The organism is Paenibacillus terreus (assembly GCF_042138595.1).
In the GTDB taxonomy this organism is placed as follows: Bacteria; Bacillota; Bacilli; order Paenibacillales; family Paenibacillaceae; genus Paenibacillus; species Paenibacillus terreus.
This window is the reverse complement of sequence record NZ_JBHIRX010000004.1, coordinates 219,110-241,163: the sequence shown is the minus strand read 5'-3', so window position 1 is coordinate 241,163 and position 22,054 is coordinate 219,110. Positions and strand designations below refer to the sequence as shown.

General features: G+C 48.2%; 18 protein-coding genes and 1 pseudogene. 14 read left to right on the top strand and 5 right to left on the bottom strand.

Annotation, left to right across the window (positions count from 1 at the left end; translation table 11 throughout):
• Positions 1–11 precede the first annotated feature (11 nt).
• On the top strand, positions 12–794 hold the full coding sequence (locus ACE5KN_RS10245) for a patatin-like phospholipase family protein (RefSeq protein ID WP_375526526.1): 783 nt from the start codon (positions 12–14) through the stop codon (positions 792–794).
• Between the two features lie 100 nt (positions 795–894).
• On the opposite strand, the gene ACE5KN_RS10240 is transcribed toward ACE5KN_RS10245, so the two are convergent.
• The 4 genes and pseudogenes from ACE5KN_RS10240 to ACE5KN_RS10225 all read right to left on the bottom strand — a co-directional run bounded on the left by ACE5KN_RS10240 (position 895) and on the right by ACE5KN_RS10225 (position 7,217).
• Positions 895–1,767 (bottom strand): TetR/AcrR family transcriptional regulator, encoded by an 873-nt coding sequence (locus ACE5KN_RS10240; protein WP_375353209.1) that lies wholly within the window; start codon positions 1,765–1,767, stop codon positions 895–897.
• Positions 1,768–1,790: 23 nt separating this feature from the next.
• Positions 1,791–4,893 (bottom strand): annotated as a pseudogene (locus tag ACE5KN_RS10235) (efflux RND transporter permease subunit).
• Complete coding sequence (locus ACE5KN_RS10230) at positions 4,886–6,295, bottom strand: efflux RND transporter periplasmic adaptor subunit (RefSeq protein WP_375526525.1); 1,410 nt, start codon at positions 6,293–6,295, stop codon at positions 4,886–4,888. The pseudogene ACE5KN_RS10235 and the gene ACE5KN_RS10230 overlap by 8 nt, the downstream one beginning before the upstream one ends.
• 271 nt (positions 6,296–6,566) lie before the next feature.
• Complete coding sequence (locus ACE5KN_RS10225; protein ID WP_375526584.1) at positions 6,567–7,217, bottom strand: TetR/AcrR family transcriptional regulator; 651 nt, start codon at positions 7,215–7,217, stop codon at positions 6,567–6,569.
• A 161-nt stretch (positions 7,218–7,378) separates the two neighbouring features.
• On the opposite strand from ACE5KN_RS10225, the gene ACE5KN_RS10220 reads away from it, so the two are divergent.
• The 3 genes from ACE5KN_RS10220 to ACE5KN_RS10210 all read left to right on the top strand — a co-directional run bounded on the left by ACE5KN_RS10220 (position 7,379) and on the right by ACE5KN_RS10210 (position 10,426).
• The gene (locus ACE5KN_RS10220) at positions 7,379–8,368 is read left to right on the top strand and encodes an aldo/keto reductase (protein WP_375353203.1); all 990 of its coding nucleotides are present in this window, start codon (positions 7,379–7,381) and stop codon (positions 8,366–8,368) included.
• 168 nt (positions 8,369–8,536) lie between these two features.
• On the top strand, positions 8,537–9,664 hold the full coding sequence (locus ACE5KN_RS10215) for an NAD(P)/FAD-dependent oxidoreductase (RefSeq protein ID WP_375526524.1): 1,128 nt from the start codon (positions 8,537–8,539) through the stop codon (positions 9,662–9,664).
• Positions 9,665–9,769: 105 nt separating this feature from the next.
• A complete protein-coding gene (locus tag ACE5KN_RS10210; protein WP_375526523.1) occupies positions 9,770–10,426 on the top strand; it encodes a GntR family transcriptional regulator in 657 nt (218 codons plus the stop codon).
• 73 nt (positions 10,427–10,499) lie between these two features.
• Here the strand turns inward: ACE5KN_RS10210 and ACE5KN_RS10205 are convergent, their stop codons facing one another.
• A complete protein-coding gene (locus ACE5KN_RS10205; protein WP_375526522.1) occupies positions 10,500–11,285 on the bottom strand; it encodes an SDR family NAD(P)-dependent oxidoreductase in 786 nt (261 codons plus the stop codon).
• Between the two features lie 434 nt (positions 11,286–11,719).
• Between ACE5KN_RS10205 and bioB the strand changes: the two genes are divergently transcribed.
• From bioB to ACE5KN_RS10155, 10 genes are all read left to right on the top strand, one after another.
• The gene (bioB, locus tag ACE5KN_RS10200) at positions 11,720–12,715 is read left to right on the top strand and encodes a biotin synthase BioB (RefSeq protein ID WP_375526521.1); all 996 of its coding nucleotides are present in this window, start codon (positions 11,720–11,722) and stop codon (positions 12,713–12,715) included.
• Between the two features lie 35 nt (positions 12,716–12,750).
• Positions 12,751–14,523, top strand: coding sequence for a LytS/YhcK type 5TM receptor domain-containing protein (locus ACE5KN_RS10195; protein ID WP_375526520.1), 1,773 nt, complete (start codon positions 12,751–12,753; stop codon positions 14,521–14,523).
• Positions 14,516–15,268 carry a LytR/AlgR family response regulator transcription factor gene (locus ACE5KN_RS10190; protein ID WP_375526519.1) on the top strand — a complete coding sequence of 251 codons (753 nt, stop codon included), beginning with the start codon at positions 14,516–14,518 and terminating at the stop codon, positions 15,266–15,268. Before ACE5KN_RS10195 ends, ACE5KN_RS10190 begins: the two co-directional genes overlap by 8 nt.
• 130 nt (positions 15,269–15,398) lie before the next feature.
• On the top strand, positions 15,399–17,198 hold the full coding sequence (gene cstA / locus ACE5KN_RS10185; RefSeq protein WP_375526518.1) for a carbon starvation protein CstA: 1,800 nt from the start codon (positions 15,399–15,401) through the stop codon (positions 17,196–17,198).
• Positions 17,199–17,439: 241 nt separating this feature from the next.
• A complete protein-coding gene (locus ACE5KN_RS10180) occupies positions 17,440–17,754 on the top strand; it encodes a DUF485 domain-containing protein (protein ID WP_375526583.1) in 315 nt (104 codons plus the stop codon).
• Entirely contained in the window at positions 17,751–19,289 is a 1,539-nt protein-coding gene (locus ACE5KN_RS10175; RefSeq protein WP_375526517.1) for a solute symporter family protein, read from the top strand. Before ACE5KN_RS10180 ends, ACE5KN_RS10175 begins: the two co-directional genes overlap by 4 nt.
• Positions 19,290–19,494: 205 nt before the next feature.
• Positions 19,495–19,683: a hypothetical protein gene (locus tag ACE5KN_RS10170; protein ID WP_375526516.1), complete on the top strand. Its 189-nt coding sequence runs from the start codon at positions 19,495–19,497 to the stop codon at positions 19,681–19,683.
• Positions 19,684–20,115: 432 nt separating this feature from the next.
• A complete protein-coding gene (locus ACE5KN_RS10165) occupies positions 20,116–21,072 on the top strand; it encodes a sensor histidine kinase (RefSeq protein WP_375526515.1) in 957 nt (318 codons plus the stop codon).
• Complete coding sequence (locus tag ACE5KN_RS10160; RefSeq protein WP_375526514.1) at positions 21,062–21,712, top strand: response regulator; 651 nt, start codon at positions 21,062–21,064, stop codon at positions 21,710–21,712. Before ACE5KN_RS10165 ends, ACE5KN_RS10160 begins: the two co-directional genes overlap by 11 nt.
• A 139-nt stretch (positions 21,713–21,851) precedes the next feature.
• Positions 21,852–22,019 carry a hypothetical protein gene (locus ACE5KN_RS10155; protein WP_375526513.1) on the top strand — a complete coding sequence of 56 codons (168 nt, stop codon included), beginning with the start codon at positions 21,852–21,854 and terminating at the stop codon, positions 22,017–22,019.
• Positions 22,020–22,054: the final 35 nt, after the last annotated feature.

Here is a 22,054-nt window from a genome sequence, read left to right as displayed (position 1 = left end):
TGGGGTGACATATGAGAAAAATAGGCCTGGTTTTAGGGGGAGGGGCCGTTCGGGGGCTGGCGCATCTAGGGGTGCTAAAATCGTTGGAGAAGCATGCGATTCCCATTCAATGTGTCATTGGTACCAGCATGGGAGGGGTTATTGGCGGGCTTTTCGCTGCAGGTATTTCAGTCTCTGAGATTGAACATACGTTTGTACATACTCCAAAATACCGGTTTATTGATGTTGGCCTATGGCAGCGAGGCCTGATTGCAGGAAACGGGATTATTCAAGTGATAGGCGATTTGCTGGAGAAACAGAATAAAGCAGGGTTGAAAATTGAGCAATTTCCGGTCCATTTTAAAGCGATCGCAGTGGACTTGATGGAAGGCAAGCAGGTTACTTTGGACAAAGGTGATCTTGGAACGGTGCTGCGAGCGACTTCAGCTTTTCCGGGGGTGTTTGCCCCTCTAATATTAAACGATCAAATGCTTGTAGATGGCGGGGTGCTGAATAACTTGCCAATTCCGGACATGCGCAAGGAAGATGTCGATTTCATTATCGCTGTTGATGTAGCCCGTGAGCATGAAAAGAAACCTCCACGCAACATGATTGAAGTGGTCTATCGCTCTTATAGCCTGATGACGGCGGAACGCAAGCATGGCAGCCTGCATATGGCCGATCTCGTCATTCGCCCTGAAGTAGGCCAATATGCGGCCTTTGATTTTACCAAAATAAAGGAATGTATTGCTGCGGGTGAAGAAGCCACCGAATCCTTGATCCCTGAATTAACGCGGATTATTGCAGAAGGATGAGAGGAGAAGAGGATAGAGCCATCGGAAGCTCCATCCTCTATAGCAAATTATCATTCCGTTAGGTCTTATATCCACGCATTGAAATGATGAATGCATGCAATTATGAATTTAAGACAATTTTTAACTCCTGACAGTATTCCCGCAGTTCAGCCACCTGTTCCAGAAAGAGCAATAAAGCTTTGACATGAGCGGTTTCGTGTAATGTTTCGGCCAGCTCGCTTTGCAGCTTCTCCAAGATGCTGAAGTAATCAATTTTATCCGCATCCTGCAGATTAAGCTTTTCAATAATGGTGTGCATACGATGCAAAATCGAATCCACCTGCTGCCACTTGCTCCACGGTTTTCCTTGTTCCTCCGTAGAAGGCTTCCACATGATTTCATGATGATGATCCGAATTGGTCATTTCCTGCATCAGGATGTCCGTAATGCTCATGACAAAGTCAGCCAGCAGCTGATGCTCAGAAGCGCGAAACTCCTGACCACTCATTCGTACATAACTGATGATCATGCTTTTGATGACAAAAATAATATCGTAATAATAGTCGCTCCATTCTTCCCCGTACAGATTCATCATCAGGTCCAGAATCCGGTTGGATAAACTGTTCTCCAGACTGTCTACAGCCTGCGCAATCTTCTCATCGGTCGAGCCGAGCAGCGGTACGGAAAAAAAAAGCAGATGCATCTTACTCTGGTAAACACGCTCAAGGACGATCATATAAAACTGGGTTAGCTTCTCTCGGGGAGATAGCCTGGAGTTCAGATATACCTTTTCCAGCTCCTTCTCCATATCTTCCTGAACAAAAGCAATCGTGCCCTGCAGCAGCTCTTCCTTACTTCTAAAATATTTATAAAATGATGCTTTGACCATACCGCTTTGACGGGCGATCTCATCCACAGAAGTGGCCTCATAACCTTTCTCGGAAAACAGGGAAAGGGCGGCCTGAATAATTTCTTCGCTGGTTATTTTTTTCATGGTCCCTCTCTTAAACTAAAAATTTATATAGTAACGTCATGCTGAACATTCGCAGCTTCTTTTCCGGCCTGCCTTCTCAGTTTGAATCTGGCGACAAGCAGATACAGTGAAGGCACGACAAACATGGTGAGCAGGGTGGAATACATTAAACCAAATATGATGGTATAAGCCAACGGCCTGAACAACAGCTCACCAATGGTTGCAATCGGAATCATGCCTACAATGGCCGTTACAGAGGTAAGCAGGATGGGGCGGAAACGGGCATGGGTGGCCCCGACCACCGCTTCTTCCAGATCGGCGCCTTCCCGGCGCGCGTCCTCAATGAACTCCATCAGCACAATTCCGTTACGCACAACAATACCCGCAAGTGCCGTCATTCCCAGTATACCCATGAAGCTGATCGGCATGCTTAAAATGAACAGTCCCATGAATCCGCCGGCTGCGGCCATATAAACCGTCGTCATGATGATTGCTGGCGCGGAGAAAGAATAAAACTGCAGGAAGATCAGCAGGAAAATCAGGAAAATCACGACCACATACAGCTTGGCTATTTCGGACAATATATCATTCTGGCCATCCACTTCACCGCCAATGGCCCAGCTGTATCCGGGCGGGAAGGAGGTGCTTTGCAAGTTATTTCGTATTTCCCGCATAACCTCGTTGGCGGTGCGGCCGTATAAATCAGCATCGATGGTGACCGTACGCTTTAAATTATAATGATTTATTTGCTGGGTTTCAAAAGACGGCTTCATCTCTGCCAGCTGTGTCAGCGGAATTTGTGTTCCGGCCGCATTGGTCACATTCAGCTGCTGAAACAGAACCTCAGGGTCTTCATCAGGTTTGCCCAGACTCATTTTCATTTGAATCAGATCGCTGCCTGTGTCAAATTCGCTGAATTGCAGCCCGTTGCCCAGCAGCAGCAGGGTATTGGTCAGGCTGCTGTAGCCGACTTTATAATGGTCCATAGCCTGTTTATCCACCTGGAAATCCAGGGTATAACTTTCATTTTCCATACTGTGATGTACGTTTTGCGCACCCGGCGTGTTCAACACTTCCCGTTTGACGGAATCCGCCTGGCTCTGCAGCTGAGGCAGATCATTGCCGGAAATCCGGATGGAGATCGGCTTGCCGAGCGGAAGCCCCATCTCGGGAATTTTGAGTGTGATGGACTGGCCCGGAAAACGTTCCTTCAGCTCGGCAGACCATTCCGCCAAGGCTTCATCTGCCTTGAATTTCCCTTCGACACCGACAACTGCAACTTGTCCGACCGTAGGACCGGTCCGGTCATCGGCGGTCATATCCTGAAACAGCATGGGAGCGCTGCCGCCCGCCGCATAAGTCACGGTCCGGATGTTCGGCTGCTGCTGTATCCAGCCGGCGATGTCGGCCGTAATTTCCCGGGTCTCTTCAATAGAAGTGCCCACAGGTGTCCGCACATTGATGCTTACCTGCGGATCATCCGTTTCCGGGAAAAGGTCCAGCGGAATCAAAGCAAGCAGCCCGTATAACAGGGTGCTGATCAGCAATCCGCCTGCAGCATAGAGGGCGGGGCGCTGAATCACTTTCGGAATAAGCTTGCCAGAATAGAAATTGCGCATGCCGTCAATTTGCCTGCCCAGCAGCCCCGATGGGCGGGCAGTATGCTCTCTTTTCATATTGCGCCGACGTCTTGTTCCGTACCATTCCCTGAAAATAGGGATGATGGTCAGCGACATCAGCATGGAGGCCAACAGGGTAAAGATAACTGCGTAAGGCAGCGGTTTGGCAAATGAACCGGCATCTCCCGTCAAAAAGAGCAGCGGGCCAAAAGACGCTACAGTAGCCAGTGTAGCTGTTAAAATAGAGATGGCGACTTCCTTCGTTCCGCGCAGAGCCGCTTCTGCAGGAGATTCCCCAAGGGTCTGCAGTCTCCGTTCAATATTGTCATTAACGACGACCGCGTCATCCACCAGAATGCCCATGACGATAATTAAGCCGATGACAGTAACCTGGTTGAGCGTAACACCAAGCAGCGGCAAAATGATCAGTCCGATGGCGATAGAAATGGGGATGGCCAACGCCACAAACGAAGAAGTCACCAGGTTCAGTCCCAGCGTACATACAATAATAACGGAAGCGATAGCAAACATCATTTCCCGTGACAGGTGATGGAAAATATCGGCTACGCGATCCGTCTGTGAAAACAGAGTTTGCAGCTGATAATTCTGGGGCAGGGTATCTTTTAAGGCGACCACTTCCTGATTAACTGCTTCAAAGACTTTCTCCACATCTGCCCCAGTGTTGCCCATAATCGTCAGAATGACCGCAGGCTTGCCGTTATAATAAGCCAGATAATCGGACTGGCTGTGGGAGAGCAGTACAGTGCCGACATCCTCCAGATATACCGGGGTCCCATCAGCGGTTTGCTTGATCATAATCCGGTTCAAGTCTTCCGCACTTTGCGACTGGTCCACATTTAGCTGATAGGTCAGTTCATTGTAATCCAGATCTCCGAGCGGACTGCGCTCATTTTCATTTTGCACCGCCTGCATGAATTGTTCCCAGGTAATCTGATACTGCTGCAGCCGGGCTGCGTCAATCTGGATCCGTACTTCCTGATCTGGAAGTCCCTGAACGATAATTTGGGAGACACCGTCAACGGTACTGAACTGGTCTTTCCATTTCCGCACCAGATCATGCAGCTTATATAATTCTTCAGATGAACCGGCTGTGATGGCATACGAATGAATGAAGGTTTTATTCAGGTTTTCATTGATGACCGGCTTCTGTGCTTCTTCAGGAAGTGCAGCTTCGATATCATTGATTTTCTGCCTGATTTCCTCCCAGACAGCTTTGGCGTCCGCCGTGCCCTCCGTCTCAATCCGGATCGTCGATAACCCATATGCTGAGGTGGATTCGAGCGTTTTGATGTTTTCCGTTTCTCTGAATTTCTGTTCCAGCGGAATGGTAATTTCACGCTCTACCTTTTCGGGGGATGCGCCCGGATACATCGTAGTGACTTCTGCTGTTTTTTGGATAATATTAGGCATGTCTGGAAAGCTGAGTAAGCTCGAAAATTCCAAAACCGATAGCCATAACAAAGATAAAGACGGTCAGCTTCCGTTTGCGGATAAAATATTCAATCATTGGTTTGTTCCTCCACAGGCTGCACGGCTGCACCGTCGTAAATGGAGCTGGCGCCTGTCGTAACAATAACGTCACCAACGGCAAGACCATCCGTAATTTCCAGCTTATTGCCGGACAGCTCACCAACTTTCACTACCGTTTTTACTGCCTTATCATTTACAACTTTAAATACATAAGTCTCATTCCCGCTGCTAAGGACAGTTTTGGCAGGGATCAGGAGCTTCTCACTTTGCTGAGTGCTGAGACCGGCTTGGACCACCTGGCCCGGTGCCCAGTCATGCTTGGGATTCGATACAGTAACCTCCACATTGATGGAGCCCGTATCGGAATTGGTAGCCGGGTATATTCTGCTGACCGTTCCTTCCCGTTGCTGACCGTACAAGGTCAGGCTCACTTTATTCCCTTTGTTCCATTGATCAATCTCATGATCCGGCACAGGCAGCAGCACCTTCAATTTGTCGATTTGTCCGATCCGGTAAGCGGTTTGTCCGGAAGGGGCCAGTTCACCGGCAGTCACGTTTTTTTCGAGAACCACGCCTGATATTGGAGATTTCAAAGAGGTTTTGGAGAGAGCTAGCTCGGCCTCCTTTTTAGCCACGATTGCTTGCTCATACTGGGCAGAAGCCTGATCATGTGCTGCTTCAGCCTGCTGCAGAGTCGCGGCAGCCGATTTTTTGGCTGCTTGAGCCTGTTCAACTCCTGATTTTGCCGATTCCAGGTCTTCCATGGTAGCTCCTTCTTCCAGCAGGGACAGGGCATTTCGCGCATCCTCAACGTCCTTGGAAGCATTCGTGAGCGCCAGCTGTGCTCGTTCCTGTTCCTCCTTAGTGGCGACTCCTTGTTCATAAAGCGATTGTACACGGGCCGCATCCGTCCTGGATTTGGTCAGTGCCGCTTGTGCTCGTTCCACCTTGGTACGGGCCTGGTCAAGCTCTTGTTGTCTTGCTCCTTTAACCGTTTTGTTTAATGAAGCAGTAGCAGAAGAAATCTGAGCCTCGGCAGAGGATATGGAGGCTTCGGCGCCAGCCATCGCGGCAGCGGCATTTTTGAGACCTGACTGAGCCTCGGCAATAGAATTGTTTGACTGCTTCAGTTGAAGCTGATAACTAGCACTATCCAATTTGGATAACACCTGATTTTGAGAGACCACATCTCCAACCGCAAAGGAAGCTTGCTCAACTAAGCCTGATAACTCGAAAGCGACGGATACTTCTTTATAAGCTTCAAGTGTACCGGAAAGATTTTTGACGACGGATCCCGATTGTTTCTGGACCGTTGTGGTTGCAACATTCGCTCCGGTCGCATCATCGGTGCTGGTTTCTGTGGAACCTGACGACGAGCATGCAGAGCTGGTTAGCAGCATTGCGCCAATCACTAAAAGGTGAAGGTTGCGTTTTAACAAAATGATCTTCCTCCCGAAAAATAAACTTATAAGTATAATAATAAACTATATAGTTTAATTAAAGAAATTATAGATTTTTGAAGGTGGGATTGTCAACATAAGGGGAGGGAAAGCAGAGGGAGCAATATTATTTGAGCGCTTCCATTAGGCCCAAAATAGAATTAGGCAGAAAGCTGCGCTCCTTCAGGAAATGAAGAGTCGTAGCTTTCTGCCTAGATAATGTTTGGAGATTGAATCCTCTTTTCTTTGGGCTTGGGATAATCAGCAGGGTCTAAAAGAGGTTTTTGGTTATTTTATTTGCCATATGCTCAATTTTAGGCATCATTATACCATCGTCTAAGGTTTGAAGTTGTTCGGGTTTAAATAATTGTAATTTTTTTATATTGTAGTAATCGAAAATAATGTTATAAACTGTAAGATTATTCTCCATCAAGTACTTTACATCCAGTATCTCTCTTAAAATCTCATCCTGTTTAATGATGATTTTCCCGTTTATATGGTTAAAGATTCCCTGCTGCATTCCTTCATTGAAAAAATCTAGTATTTGATTTTCGCGCATTTTTAATGTCTCTCTTAAACGTTCATATTTCTCGGGATAATTACCTTCCAGTTCTTTCAAGAAAACATCTGTGAGGTATTGAATTAACATTACTGACTGTTCGAAAATTTGCTGAAATCGAACACCAATTTGTTCTCCAGTCGTTTCATCAACGATTTCATGAATATATTTCACAAAGCTATCCACTATAAATTCCACAATATCTTCTTTAGTAGAGAAATACTTATATAACGTAGCGCGGCTGATGCTCATTATTTTGGATATTTCGTCCATTGTAAGCGATTGAAACCCGTTTTTCCTCACGTAAGGAAGCAGCTTCGTTATGAGTTTACTTCTTGTTTCATGATGGCCATCATGGATCATATTGTTGTTCAATTTATTCACCCCGTTTAATATTATAACTTTTCTGCTACACAAAATACATAATGTGCTCCGTATATGATATATACAAATTATATAATATTTGTTTACATTGTATTTTTTGTATGATACCATAGTTAGCGATAACGAAGGGAGACAAGAGAATGCAATATCGATCTTTAGGTCAACAGGGATTACGTGTTTCTGCACTGGGTTTTGGCTGCATGGGTATTTCTATAGCGTATGGTCCATCTGACGAGAAAGAGGGGATTGAGGCGATTCGCCGTGCCTATGATCTCGGTGTTGATTTCTTTGACACAGCGGAGTTATACGGTAACGGTCATAATGAGCAAGTGTTAGGTAAAGCAGTCCAAGGCATTCGTGATCAAGTTGTAATTGCTACAAAATTTGGTTTTGATATGACAGTTGAACCTGTCGGCTCCGGCTTCAACAGCCACCCGGACAACATACGTAAAGTGGCAGAGAACAGCCTGCGCTATCTGCAGACCGATTACATCGATGTTTTTTACCAGCATATCCCAGATCCGAATGTCCCGATTGAAGAAGTTGCTGGCACGGTGGGTGAGTTGATCCAACAAGGGAAAGTAAAATATTTTGGATTGAGCAATGCAGGACCGGATACGATACGCCGCGCACATGCTGTAACGCCCGTGTCCGTATTGCAAAGCGAGTATTCTATTTTTGAGCGTGAACTTGAAGATCGTAATATTCTTTCATTGTTAAAAGAATTGGAGATCGGGTTAGTGCCGTACTCACCATTAGGCAGAGGATTTTTGACCGGGTCTGTCAAACCGGCTGAGGAATATCCGGAAAACGATATGCGCCGCTGGGACGAGCGTTGGCAAGGCAGTAACTATACTTATAATTTGAATGCAGTCCAACAGCTTAGAGAACTGGCTGCAAGCAAAAATATAACTGTAGCTCAGTTATCCCTGGCTTGGCTGTTAGCCCAAAGTGACAATATCGTTCCAATTCCCGGCACACGAAGCATAAAACGCCTTGAAGAAAATGTTGGTGCCAGCCAGATTGTATTATCCGCAGAAGATCTGGGGCGTATAGCTGAAATTCTTCCTCATGGGTCAGCTGGCGGCCGATATCCCGCCGGAGTGATCGAAAATTTTACAAGAGACTGACACAAAAACAAAACAGAGCTATGCCACCCGGGTTCTTATTTAGCACCCCGGGTGGCATAAGTTTTTTTGGGCGTCTCTTGCTATAGGTCAAACAGATTCGTACGAATATTAAACTTTCTTGCCGTGTTCGCTATAATGGAGGGAGCGATTCAGGAAAGGAATGTAGTTATGAAAAAAGTCATCGTCATTGGAGCAGGAATTCTCGGGGCATCAACGGCATACCAACTGGCCAAAATGGGTGCAGATGTGCTGATTGTGGACCGTAAAGATAAAGGACAGGCAACGGATGCCGCTGCCGGCATTATTTGCCCCTGGCTCTCACAGCGGCGCAATCAGACCTGGTACCGGCTGGCCAAGGCGGGTGCGCGTTTTTACCCCGGGTTGATCAAAGAGCTCCAGAGCGAGGGCGAAACCGAGACAGGCTATGCTCAAGTGGGTGCGCTCAGCATTCATGAGGATATGGAGAAAATCAGCAGGATGGAGGAGAGGGCACGGCTTCGCAAAGGGGATGCACCGGAAATCGGTGACATTACCCGGCTTGATGAGCAAGAAACACGTGAATCCTTCCCTCTGCTCGCGGAGAGTTATTCTTCGGTACATATCAGCGGGGCCGCCCGCATCGATGGCCGTGCACTGCGCGACGCGCTGCTTCGGTCCGCACAAAGAAACGGGGCCGTTCTGATCCACGGGGATGCCAAGCTTCAATATCAGTCCACCCGTGTCACAGGAGTCGCGGTCGGTGCAGACAGCTTCCTCGCTGACGAAGTCGTCGTTTGTGCGGGCGCATGGGCAAATCCATTGCTGCAGCCTTTAGGCATTGACTTTAAGGTTCGTTTTCAAAAAGCGCAAATCATGCATTTACTGGTTCCTGATCGGCAGGACACCAGCAGTTGGCCTGTGGTCATGCCGCCTTCCGATCAATATTTGCTGGCTTTTGATCATCAGAAAATTGTGATCGGAGCAACGCATGAAAACGAAGTGCAAGGCTATGATACAAGAGCTACGGCAGGCGGCATTCAGGAAATCGTGAATAAAGGGCTTGAAGTGGCGCCTGGCTTGGCAAACTGCACTTTTCAGGAGGTAAGAGTGGGGTTCCGGCCTTTTACGCCCGGTTTTCTGCCGGTGATCGGCGCGGTTCCCGGTTGGGAAGGGCTTATAACAGCTAACGGGCTTGGAGCGTCCGGATTGACGATGGGCCCATTTATCGGTAGTCAGCTGGCCAAGCTGGCGCTAGGAATGGAGCTGGATATCGACATGGAGGATTATGATCTCCGCAAAGCTATGGCTGAAGGCTAATTCTTGCTCATTTATAACGTCCTTTTCATGTAAATGGTTAAATGATACTATCATGGAAGGAATGAGTTCTGTCATCAAGTCTGCAACTGAAAGGAATGTCTTTTAATGAAAGACCTGATTAACTTCTCGCACATGGATCATCAAGGTGGTAATCCATTGCCATATACCATTGCCAATCATATTTTGAGGAAAATATTCCTTGAGGAGTTAGCCCAAGGTGCTCGTCTGACCGAAAGCGAAATTGCAAAAGAACTAGAAGTAAGCCACATTCCCGTCCGGGAAGCTTTCTATATTTTACAGAATTACGAAATTCTTGAGAGAGCACCCCGGAAGGGCGTAAGAGTTAAAGCAATTTCCCGACAGGAGCTTGCTGATTATGCAAATGCCTTAATTGAACTGTATGCGATTGTCTTGCGTCATTCCAAGGAAAAATGGAACTCCGACAAGCATGATAGGCTTCGCAGCTACCTGGAAGAAGCAGATAAGCAGCTTAAAGAGGGCAACCTTATTGATTATCTCGTCAAGTGTGATGAACTTTGCCGGTATCTGTTTGTAGTGGGGGAGAATAAGGCGTTTCTTCGTTTTTATTCAGAAATTACATATATCACTACTGCCTTTTGTCAGTCACGGTGGAGAAGCCTGGAAACGGCTGAAAAATGCCAGCATCATCTGCAAGCGGCGGTCAGCGCTTTGATTGAGGGCAACATGGATCTGGCAGCAGCAGAATTGGAGAACGTCACAAGATACTCGATAAATACTTGAAATGTTTGGAAAGTGCAAAAAGCGCAGGAACCAGGTTTCACCTGGTTTGGCTGCGCTTTTTTGCATTCACGGGTTATCTGTCGATTTTGGCGGTGGAGCCGCTGGCTTGCACATTGAAGCCGCCGTCAATCAGCTGGGAGGTTCCTGTGGTGAAATAGGCCTCATCACTGGCCAAATAAACCACCAGGTATGCGACATCAACAGGTCTTCCCATTCGGCCCAGCGGTTGGGAGGCCACGGCTGCATCCATGGATTCTTGATCAGGGAATGCATCCTCAACCATGGAAGTATAGATAGTGCCAGGCAGTACTGAATTGACCCGGATATTGAAGGGAGCCAATTCAATGGCCGCTGCTCTCGAGAAAGCATCTACTGCACCCTTACTGGCTGTATATGCCGTAAATGCGCCGCTTGAATTGACAACAGCCATCGAAGCGATGTTGATGATCGAGCCGATGCCCGCTTTTTTCATATAAGGAATAACGGTTTGCATGCCGACGAACTGGCTCCATGCGTTGACATCCATTACTTTGGTCCATTGTTCATGGGTTAGTTTGTCATACGTAGTCGGAGCCAGGATGCCTGCGTTGTTAACCAGAACAGTAATAGGCCCGAATGCTTTAACACCTTCTTCAACGACTTGAATCCAATCCTCTTTGGAAGAAACATCATGCTTAAATGCGAGAGCGCTTCCAAGGTTCTCGGCATTAATTTCCTCAACGACTTTTGTGACATTTTCAAAATTGATATCTGTCGCTATGACCTTGGCTCCTTCTTTCGCCATCAGCTTTGCTTCGGCTGCCCCTTGACCATTGCCGGCTCCGGTTACAAGCGCTACTTTTCCTGTTAATCTTCCCATAATAAAGCCTCCAGTATATAGAGAGATATAAGTTACAAATCAAATTATATATAATATATAATATATAATTCAAGATGAAATTTTTTGAATGGCCTTATGGTGCATGAAACGCAGACCGAAAAAATAGCCCAGGGCATACATTCCGGATTGAAGGGAGAGCTTCGTGAGATCAGGACGCTGTAAGGCTCGTAAAATGTAAGGCTAAAATGTAAAAAAATCATCCTTTATAAGACGACCGCTGAAATGGATGCGGCCGTCTTTTTTTTGCGCAGAGAGATATAAGCTTGTCAGAAATTCTTTACGGACCAGACAAAGAGCTGTTACAATGGCAGATATATTGTCAACCTAAAATAAACAATAAAGGTTGACAATATATCTGTTGAATTAACAACTGGCAAACTATTGATCTGGTGAACCGGAAAGGATGATATGGAATGGCTGTAGAAACAAGAATTGACTGGAACGATTTCGCAAAAAAGGCGCTGCTGGGGGAACGACTGTCACTTGAAGAAGGCCTTGCAGTGCTGGAAGCGGACAATGACGAGATTTTAGGCATTTTACAGGCGGCTTTCACCGTTCGAAAGCATTATTTCGGCAAAAAGGTCAAATTGAACATGATCATTAACGCCAAAAGCGGCCATTGCCCTGAAGACTGCGGCTACTGCTCGCAATCCATTGTTTCGACGGCTCCCATCAAGAAGTATACGATGCTCGACAAGGAGACACTGCTTGCGGGCGCACGGGAGGCCATGAGCCGGCAGGCCGGCACCTACTGTATTGTTGCGTCAGGCAAAGGTCCCACGGATAAAGAATTGGATCAGGTGGTTGAAGCCGTAAAAGAAATCCGCGCGACGATGCCGCTTAAAATCTGCGCGTGCCTTGGCATATTGAAGCAGGGACAAGCCGAGAAGCTGGCTAAGGCCGGTGTACACCGGTATAACCATAATCTGAATACGAGCAGAACGAACTATCCGCTAATTACAACAACCCATACATACGATCAAAGGGTGGGAACCGTGCAGCAGGTTAAACAGTATGACATGTCTCCTTGCTCGGGCGCCATCATCGGCATGGGGGAGTCGGACCGGGAAATTGTAGAGCTGGCTTTTGCTTTGCGGGAGCTGGATGCGGATTCCATACCGATTAACTTTTTGAATGCCATTCCGGGCACACCGCTTGAAAAGGCGGACCGAACGCCGCCCTCAAAAGCGCTGAAGGTCATTGCCCTATTCCGCTTCATTTGCCCTTCCAAGGAAATCCGCATCGCCGGGGGACGCGAAGTGAATCTGCGCTCGCTGCAGCCGTTATCGCTGTACGCAGCGAATTCCCTGTTTGTTGGTGATTATCTAACGACAGAAGGGCAGGAGGTATCCATGGATCACCAAATTATTGAGGATATGGGCTTTGAAATCGAGACATGTGCATTATAATTTAAATTACTTAATTATGAAAAAGGTGAGACAAAATGATGAACCTGCTTCCCCTGATGCTGGAGCGGGTGGGGATTCTGCTGATCGTTGCCTTCTTATTGTCCCGTCTGAAATCGTTCCGGCATATCATCCACCGGCAGCATGTGCTCACAGATAAAATAAAGCTTATTTTTATTTTTGGCACGTTTGCCATGATCAGCAATTATACGGGTGTTGAAATCCAGGGAACGGGTCAGACGGGAACACAAGCATGGCAGACATGGATTAGCTCGGACAGTGCCATAGCCAATACGCGCATTATGGGCGTTGTTGTCGGCGGCTTGCTCGGAGGCCCCTTGGTTGGCACAGGTGTCGGAATCATTGCCGGTCTGCACCGCTTCACGCTGGGGGGATTTACGGCCTTTGCCTGCGGGATGTCCAGCATCCTGGCCGGAATTGTAACCGGATTCATCGGCAAACGTTTGCGAATTATGGACAAATCAGCCTTGTGGAAGACAGTCATTATCGGCATCCTGATGGAATGCATCCAGATGGGGATCATTTTGGCCACAGCCCCTCCGTTTGCCGCGGCTCTATCGCTCGTCAACATTATTACCGTTCCCATGGTAGTCATTAACGGTTTTGGCATGCTGCTATTCATGCTGGTCATTCAAGCCGTGCTGCAGGAAGAGTCGCGCACCCGGGCGCTGCAGACTCACCAGGTGTTTGAGATTGCGGATCAGACGCTGCCGTATTTCAGACAAGGGCTCAATCCGCATTCCTGCCGGGAAGCGGCCGCTGTAATTCTCAGCAGGACGAATGCCGATGCCATTTCCATTACGGACAGTCAGCAGGTGCTGGCTCATGTTGGGGAAGGCTCGGATCATCATGTTCCGCTCGAACGACTTTCTACCCGATTAACCCGCAAAGTATTGTCAACAGGGACTGTAATGAAAGCCGTATCCCGTGACGAAATCCAGTGCAGACAGCCGGACTGCTGCCTTGAGGCGGCCATTGTCCTGCCGCTCAAAGTACATGAGAAAACGGTCGGGACGTTGAAGCTGTACTTCAAGAATCCCGGCCGTTTGGACCAGGTTGAGCAGGAGGTGGCGGAAGGGCTCGGCAGATTGTTTTCAACCCAGCTGGAGCTGGCCGAAGCCGAGCAGCAGCGAAAACGGTTAAAGGATGCTGAAATCAAGGCGCTGCAGGCACAAATCCATCCGCATTTCCTGTTTAATGCGTTCAATACAGTGTCAGCCCTCTGCCGTACCGATCCGGAGAAGGCGAGAATGCTGCTTCTGCAGATGAGTTCGTTTTTTCGCAGCAATCTGCAGGGAGCGCGGCAGCCGTTGATCCCGCTGTACAAGGAGCTAGAAAATGTGAATGCGTATCTTGCCATTGAGCAGGCCCGCTTTCCCGGTAAATTTACGCTGGAAACGAAGATCGATCCTTCACTCAAAACGGTTGGCGTGCCGCCCTTCCTGCTGCAGCCCTTGGTGGAGAATGCGCTGCGGTATGCATTTCCTTCCCAGGTGGAGGACGAAAAAGGAAAAGTCACGCTAAGTGTATACCGGGATGGTGAGTACATAATGCTCAAGGCTGAAGATAACGGACAGGGCATTGAGCCCTATCTTCTGCAGCAGCTCGGAAAGCGGGAGATTCAATCCGCAAGGGGAACAGGAACCGCTCTGTACAATATCAGCAAACGGATTGAGGAGATGTTCGGGGCTGAAGCTGATTTCCGTATTCGCAGCAAGCCAGGCTCAGGGACAGCCATTACCATCCGGCTGCCGATCCAACATTCGTTATGGAGGGATTTATATGCTTAAGGCTGTTATCGTGGATGACGAGCCCCTCGCCCGGGACGAACTGGGGTACCTGCTCCGTCGGACCGGAAGAGTGCAAATCGTCGGGGAGGCGGATCGGCTTGAACAGGCTGTCGAGCAAATCCGCAGCTCCTGTCCGGATGTTGTCTTTCTGGATATTCAGCTTGACCATGAAAGCGGGTTGGAGATCGCGCGGGGACTGATGACAAAACGTGAGGAACACCATCCGGCTATCGTGTTTGCAACGGCTTATGACGAATATGCATTGCAGGCCTTTGATCTTAATGCCGCGGATTATATCTTAAAGCCGTTTGAAGAAGAACGGGTCAGGCAAATGGTGGAGAAAATTACGGCAATGGCCGGTATCCCCCGGCAGTCTGCGAGCGCAGAATCTGTGGATGCCGCCAAGAGCGCAGAGCGCAAGGACCGGCTTGCCATTACGGTGGATGAGCGGATTTTGCTTCTTCCAGTCCGTCAGATTTTATATATGGCTTACGAGAACGGCAGGACTATCATTGCAACGGAAAATCAGGTTTATCGGGTAAACGAGCCGTTAGCTTCACTGGAGCGGCGGGTCGGAAATACAGCCATCGTGAGAGTGCATCGCGCCTATCTCGTAAATCTGGACAGCATCACCGAAATCGAGCCATGGTTTCACTCCACCTGTAACCTGATTTTAAAAAACGGATCCCGTGTGCCTGTAAGCAGAACATATTTGAAAGAATTGAAACAGCTGCTCGGTTTTTGAGGAAGCCATGTATTTCAGGCCGTTATTTCTGCAGGCTGGATTCAGCGGTGTGCATAATAGCTTGAAAATGCTCTGCCTTCATTTTCATAACCTATAATGTGGCTATGAAGAAGCAGAGAGGTGAGCATTTATGAATGCGATTACAATTGTGATTGGCTCGATATGTATCTTGATGATTGCCTATCGGCTGTATGGCACCTTTATGGCTGCCAAAGTATTAAAGCTCGATGATGCCAAGGAGACACCGGCCCATGCGTTAAATGACGGGCAGGATTATGTGCCGACAAATAAATGGGTGACCTTCGGCCACCATTTCGCAGCCATTGCGGCGGCCGGGCCGCTGGTCGGGCCCATTTTGGCCGCCCAGTTCGGTTATCTGCCCGGGCTGCTCTGGCTGCTGATCGGAGCCGTGATCGGCGGTGCCGTACACGATATCGTCGTATTGTTTGCTTCCATGCGCAAGCAGGGAAAATCGCTCTCCGAAGTAGCCAAAGATGAGCTGGGGCCGGTTGCAGGCTTCTGCACGGGACTTGCCATGCTGTTCATCATCACGATTACGATGGCCGGTTTATCCATGGTTGTCCTTCATGCGCTGGAAAACAACCCTTGGGGCACGTTCGCCGTCGCCATTACGATTCCGATCGCGATGGGTGTCGGTCTGTTTTACAAGAAGACCAGCAATCTCAAGCTAGCCTCAACGCTTGGTTTTATTTTGCTGATGATCGGTGTATTCGCAGGACCCAGCATTCAGGGGACGGTGCTCGGCGAATGGCTGACATTGGACGCACGAACGCTGGGCTTCATGCTTCCCGCCTATGCCTTCTTTGCGGCTGCGCTGCCGGTCTGGCTGCTGCTTGCACCGCGGGATTATTTAAGCAGTTTTATGAAAATCGGCGTATTCATCGCGCTCATTATCGGTGTCTTTATCATTAATCCGGACATTCAATTCCCTGCTTTCACTTCTTTTGTAGCAGGAGGGGGGCCGGTCATTGCCGGACCTGTCTGGCCGTTCATCTCCATCACGATTGCTTGCGGCGCGATCTCCGGCTTTCACGCTTTCGTCGGTTCCGGAACCACGCCGAAAATGATCAACCGCTGGAGCGATATCAAGGCCGTCGGCTTCGGGGCCATGCTTGTGGAATGTCTGGTCGGCATCATGGCGCTTATCGCCGCAGCGGCGCTGCAGCCTGCCGATTATTTTGCCATTAACTCGACACCGCAGGTGTTCCAGACCCTCAGCATGAATGTTGTCAATTTGCCGCAGCTGGCCCAGGAGATCGGCCTGGATCTGGAGGGCAGAACAGGCGGGGCCGTAACGCTTGCGGTCGGCATGACGTATATTTTCACCAGCATCCCCTGGTTCCATGGACTTGCGCCATACTTTTTCCAGTTTGTCATTATGTTCGAAGCGGTGTTTATTCTGACTGCCATCGATGCGGGAACACGAGTGGCCCGTTATCTGATTCAGGACTTTTTCGGTGAAGTGTATAAACCGCTGAAAAAGGTGGATTGGCTGCCGGGTTCCATCTTTGCCAGTGCATTGGCCTGCTTCATGTGGGGATATCTGCTTCTGTCCGGAGACATCAGCTCCGTGTGGGCGCTGTTCGGCGTTTCGAACCAGCTCATGGCTTCCATTGGCCTCATTGTCGGCGCTACCGTCATCTTGAAAATAGCGGATAAACGCTGGTACGCACTTACCTGTTTCATCCCGCTCGTTTATTTATTCGTCACTGTCAATTATGCAGGCTGCTGGATGATCACCAACGTCTATCTGAATGAAGGCAATAAAGGATATAACGTACTCAATGGCATCCTGTCCATCATCATGCTTGTACTGGGAGTTGTCATTTTTATTACGGCGATCAAAAAATGGTGGGAACTATGGAGTCAACCGCGGCATCCAATGGGAACCGAACTAAATATGAGCTGAATTTGTCGATACGAGAAGGAGTGTCCCCAACAAGGTCCTGTGCCCGGGGACACTCTTCTTATAAAAGTGGGTTCTGCAGAAGAAAGCAGGCTTGTTTGAAAGGGCTTACATTTTATTATCGATTTGTGTATACTGAGAAAAAAGGAGGTGGGAATGTTTGTAAGAAAAGGATTACATACCAATGGATTTCTGATGTACTACATTACGGTACAAGGAGGGAATTTATTTGGACAACAAGCGAATGACATACAGTGAAGCTGCCAAAACAGAGACTTTCCGCAATTTGATGGCGAAGAAGAAAAGGTTCATTATTCCGCTTTCCGTGTTTTTTCTGGCGTTTTACTTTACCCTCCCAATTTTGACGTCCTACTCCGATGTATTGAATCAACCCGCTTTCGGCTCGGTAACCTGGGCATGGGTTTTTGCCTTCGCCCAGTTCATCATGACCTGGGTGCTGTGTTATCTGTATACCAGACAGTCGGTCAAGTTTGATGCCATGTGCAATGAGCTTAGGGCGCAAACAGCTCAAAAGGAAGAGGGGGCGCGTCCATTATGAATACGGCATTTATCCTGTTCCTTGTAATCGTACTCGGTACTCTCGTAATCACCTACTATGCCTCCAAAAAAACAAAAACAGCCAGTGAGTTTTATACCGCCGGCGGTGGATTGACGGGCTGGCAGAACGGGCTGGCCATCGCCGGTGATTACATGTCGGCCGCTTCCTTCCTCGGCATTGCCGGCATGATTGCGCTGTTTGGGTTTGACGGATTTTTTTACAGCATCGGCTTTCTCGTCGCATATCTTGTCGTGCTGTATATCATTGCGGAGCCCTTGCGCAATCTGGGAAAATACACGATGGCTGACATGATTGCCGCCCGCTTCAATACGAAGAAGATCCGCGGCGTCGCCGCCCTGAACTCCATTGTCATCTCCATTTTCTACATGATCGCCCAACTGGTCGGCGCAGGCGCATTGATCCAGCTTTTGATTCCAGGCCTAGATTATACAATGTCAGTGCTCATTGTTGGTGTGCTGATGACCATTTATGTTGTCTTTGGCGGCATGACGGCGACAAGCTGGGTGCAAATCATCAAATGTGTGCTCCTCATGGCAGGAACCTTCATCATTTCACTGATCGTCTTCGCCAGGTTTGATTACAATATCGGGCAAATGTTTCATGACATGCGGACATCCACGCCGCTTCAGGAAGCCTTTCTCCACCCTGGCAATAAATTTGCCAACGGTCTGGACACGATTTCACTGAATCTGGCGCTGGTGCTGGGAACCGCAGGGCTTCCGCATATTTTGATCCGTTTTTTTACCGTTAAAGATGCGCCTACTGCTAGAAAATCAGTCGTTGTTGCTACATGGATCATAGGATTATTTTACGTGCTGACGCTGTTTCTCGGATTCGGAGCCGCCGCCTTCGTAGGGGAAAGCGCCATCGTGGAAGCCAACGCTGCAGGCAATATGGCCGCACCGCTTCTAGCCAAAGCCCTCGGCGGAGAGTTTCTGTTCGCCTTTGTATCTGCCGTTGCCTTTGCCACTATTCTCGCTGTCGTCGCAGGTTTGGTACTGTCCGGGGCGTCTGCTTTCGCCCATGATTTTTACGCGCATATTATCCGGAAGGGCGCAGCAGAGGAAAAGGAGCAGGTGAGAGCCGCCAAGCTGGCTTCCGTCGGAGTCGCCATCATCTCCATTTTATTGGCGCTGTTTGCGCAAAAACTCAACGTGGCTTTTCTCGTATCGCTCGCCTTTGCCGTTGCCGCCAGTGCAAACCTGCCTGTGCTTGTCTTCACCGTATTCTGGAGGCGCTTTAACACCGCAGGAGCGGTTACAGGCATGCTGGTTGGTTTAGTGAGCGCGATCATCTTGGTCATGATCAGCCCCAACGTATGGGACCCGGTTGCAGGCAAAGCGATTCTGGTGGGCACGCCCCTGATCCCGCTTACCAATCCGGGCATTATTTCCATTCCGCTGGGATTTTTGGGCGCATTTCTGGGAACGTATTTCTCATCCGCACGTGATGACGCGAAATTCGATGAAATTCTCGTAAAAGCGAACACCGGGATTCAGGATTTGCGTTCGTAAGCCCGCGTAAGTTGCAGGAAAGAGAAGATAATGATGTGGACGTAGCCCAAACGAATGTGCGGGAGCGTCCTTTTTTTTGCACTATCTATTAACTACCCGCTTGATTGACTGTTAACATTCATTAATTAGTTACCCCGTGGTTCCCCGTTCATCGTCCGTTCATAAAACATGGCTATGCTAGACGGAAAAAGAAGATGGTGAGGCAATGAAGTCAAACAAAAAGGAAGAACAAGGGCAAGAGGATTTATTCCTTTTTAAGGAACAGTTTTTTGATTTCTTTCTATATTATTTACCTGAGTTTTCACAAAAGGCCGAAGATAGAAAAGAAGGTGAAAAATCCTCGAAAAAAGAAGAAAAGTTAGACAGGCATGGTAGCCAATGTATAGATGAATGAGCGGTTGCCCGAATATCGCCCGAACGTACACAAGAACTGCCCTTGTGTACGTTTTTTTTGTTGGCGTTTTCCCGTATTATATAATAATGCTTGTATAGAATGACCATTCTTTTTGGCATAGGCATATAGAGGTGAATGATGGATAATCAAAGAACTGCCACTCCAAATGAAACGGAGAGAATCTTAACTTCCAGAGTTCCGGTTCTGATTTGGGTGGCCATCATATATAGCGAGGTTATGATATTTCAGCTTCTTAGCGAACCGATGCTTCTAAGGAGTATTCTGTTTACTGTAGCAATGGCGGCGCATTCCTGTTTATATTGGTTTTCGCACAGGCTTGTAAGTTACGGGCCTTGGCTGTATTGGTTTGGGCACAGGTTTGTAAGGTATGGGCCCTGGCTATATTTTGTCCTGCAAGGGGCTATCATTTTTTTGAGTTCATATTTGCTGCCCGCCGGCTTTCCGATCGTTCTGGTTTGCCTGATCCCCGTTCTGATTGGGCAGGGGGTGGGCGTTTATTATCAGCCGTTGAAAGTAACAATGCTGTTTCTGGCTCTCTATCTTGTGTTTTGTGCTGTGGTGATCTGGTTTCACAATGGGGAACAAATCGGCATTCTTATGCCTGTCCTTATTATGCTGATTGTCGTGGTTGTTGCGTATGCACTGCTTTTCTATCAGCAGGTTCATGCCAGAGTAAGGACCCAGACCTTTCTTCGTGAACTGGAGTTCGCCCATCAGAAGGTGGAGGAGCTTACGCTGGCCAATGAGCGGCAGCGTATGGCGCGTGACCTTCATGATACGCTTGCCCAGGGATTGGCGGGGCTTATTATGCAATTGGAAGCCATCGATGCACACATGACAAAAGGTGGGGCAAAAAGAGCGCATGAAATCGTGCAGCAGTCCATGTCTCAGGCCCGACGGTCTCTTTCCGAAGCGAGGAGAGCCATCGATGACCTTAGATCCAAATCCGCTGTTGAAGTAGATTTTACGGAGGCTGTTCGGGAAGAAGCGCAGCGATTCACCATGGCTACTGGTATTCCCGTTAACCTGGAACTTGAAGTGAAGTCATCATTATCTACGCTGGTTACGGAGCATGCGAAGCACATCGTAAGAGAATGCTTAACCAACGTGGCCAAGCATGCCCAAGCCAAGATTGTATACATTCGTATTATGAATATGGAACAGATGCTGCGTATGCAAATAAGAGACAATGGAAAAGGATTTAACATCCAAACCATCGGAAGAAAAGCCGGACATTACGGATTGATCGGTATACAAGAGCGCGTGCGATTGCTTGGCGGAGGCATTAACATTCAAAGCTCTGCAAGGGAAGGAACATCTATTGAAATTGAGGTGCCATTGGCAAAGGAGGCCCGTTATGAAATTTAAAGTGCTCATTGTTGATGATCATTGGGTCGTCAGGGAAGGATTAAAGCTTATTCTTGAAACCGACAGCCAATATGAAGTCGTCGGAGAAGCGGAAGAGGGACGCACAGCCCTCAGCCTTATTGAGGAGCTGGCCCCGGATGTCATCTTGATGGACTTGAACATGCCCGGAATGAGCGGACTTGAAACCATGGAGGCGCTTAGAGAAAGAAACAACAAGACACCTGTCATTATTCTGACGACATATAACGAAGATGATTTAATGATTAAAGGCCTGTCGCTGGGAGCAAAAGGATATTTGCTCAAGGATACAAGCCGGGAAAATTTATTTCGGACACTTGAATCCGCTCTGCGCGGAGAAACGCTGCTTCAACCGGAAATTACGGCAAAAGTGTTTGCGGACAGGTTGAAAAAAGAGGAACCCTCAGCTCCAGTCCGCGAACAAAACTTAATTAGCGAGAAAGAAATGTTCATTCTGCAATCGATCGCCCGCGGCTGCCGAAGCAAAGAAATAGCCTTTGATCTGGGCATTTCCGAAAGGACCGTAAAGGCTCATCTCACGAATATTTACAATAAATTGGGTGTCGATTCCCGCTCGGAAGCAGTGGCTGTTTCCGTGGAGCGGGGGATTCTCCATTTATGAAGATATCAGAAAGTATGCACTTCTTGGAATATTGCCCGGTCGTACATAAGGCTCTTGCCCTTTTGTACGATTTTTTTATTTGGTCTTTAATATAACATCTAAGTCAGGAGATGTGTAATGTCTCAAAGGGGGAGAGGAATTGAATTTAATTCATAAGGAAGAACAAAAGCATCCAGGTCTCAAGGAACCGGTTTTTGATTTTTTTCTTTACTATTTGCCTGAGTTTTCTCATAAGGAAGAGAATGGGGAAGAGAGCAAAAAAACCTCAAAAAAAGTGAAGCATCCGGCTGATACAAGAAAAACGTGAGAAAAACGTGTGCTTATGGTGCATATTTTGTGCTC

What these genes read in the sequence shown, in the direction of transcription:
- ACE5KN_RS10245 (WP_375526526.1), top strand. Translation starts at nt 12, where the DNA reads ATGAGAAAAATAGGCCTGGTTTTAGGGGGAGGGGCCGTTCGGGGGCTG.
- ACE5KN_RS10240 (WP_375353209.1), bottom strand. Translation starts at nt 1,767, where the DNA reads ATGAAAAAAATAACCAGCGAAGAAATTATTCAGGCCGCCCTTTCCCTG.
- ACE5KN_RS10225 (WP_375526584.1), bottom strand. Translation starts at nt 7,217, where the DNA reads ATGATCCATGATGGCCATCATGAAACAAGAAGTAAACTCATAACGAAG.
- ACE5KN_RS10220 (WP_375353203.1), top strand. Translation starts at nt 7,379, where the DNA reads ATGCAATATCGATCTTTAGGTCAACAGGGATTACGTGTTTCTGCACTG.
- ACE5KN_RS10215 (WP_375526524.1), top strand. Translation starts at nt 8,537, where the DNA reads ATGAAAAAAGTCATCGTCATTGGAGCAGGAATTCTCGGGGCATCAACG.
- ACE5KN_RS10210 (WP_375526523.1), top strand. Translation starts at nt 9,770, where the DNA reads ATGAAAGACCTGATTAACTTCTCGCACATGGATCATCAAGGTGGTAAT.
- ACE5KN_RS10205 (WP_375526522.1), bottom strand. Translation starts at nt 11,285, where the DNA reads ATGGGAAGATTAACAGGAAAAGTAGCGCTTGTAACCGGAGCCGGCAAT.
- bioB (WP_375526521.1), top strand. Translation starts at nt 11,720, where the DNA reads ATGGCTGTAGAAACAAGAATTGACTGGAACGATTTCGCAAAAAAGGCG.
- ACE5KN_RS10195 (WP_375526520.1), top strand. Translation starts at nt 12,751, where the DNA reads ATGATGAACCTGCTTCCCCTGATGCTGGAGCGGGTGGGGATTCTGCTG.
- ACE5KN_RS10190 (WP_375526519.1), top strand. Translation starts at nt 14,516, where the DNA reads ATGCTTAAGGCTGTTATCGTGGATGACGAGCCCCTCGCCCGGGACGAA.
- cstA (WP_375526518.1), top strand. Translation starts at nt 15,399, where the DNA reads ATGAATGCGATTACAATTGTGATTGGCTCGATATGTATCTTGATGATT.
- ACE5KN_RS10180 (WP_375526583.1), top strand. Translation starts at nt 17,440, where the DNA reads ATGACATACAGTGAAGCTGCCAAAACAGAGACTTTCCGCAATTTGATG.
- ACE5KN_RS10175 (WP_375526517.1), top strand. Translation starts at nt 17,751, where the DNA reads ATGAATACGGCATTTATCCTGTTCCTTGTAATCGTACTCGGTACTCTC.
- ACE5KN_RS10170 (WP_375526516.1), top strand. Translation starts at nt 19,495, where the DNA reads ATGAAGTCAAACAAAAAGGAAGAACAAGGGCAAGAGGATTTATTCCTT.
- ACE5KN_RS10160 (WP_375526514.1), top strand. Translation starts at nt 21,062, where the DNA reads ATGAAATTTAAAGTGCTCATTGTTGATGATCATTGGGTCGTCAGGGAA.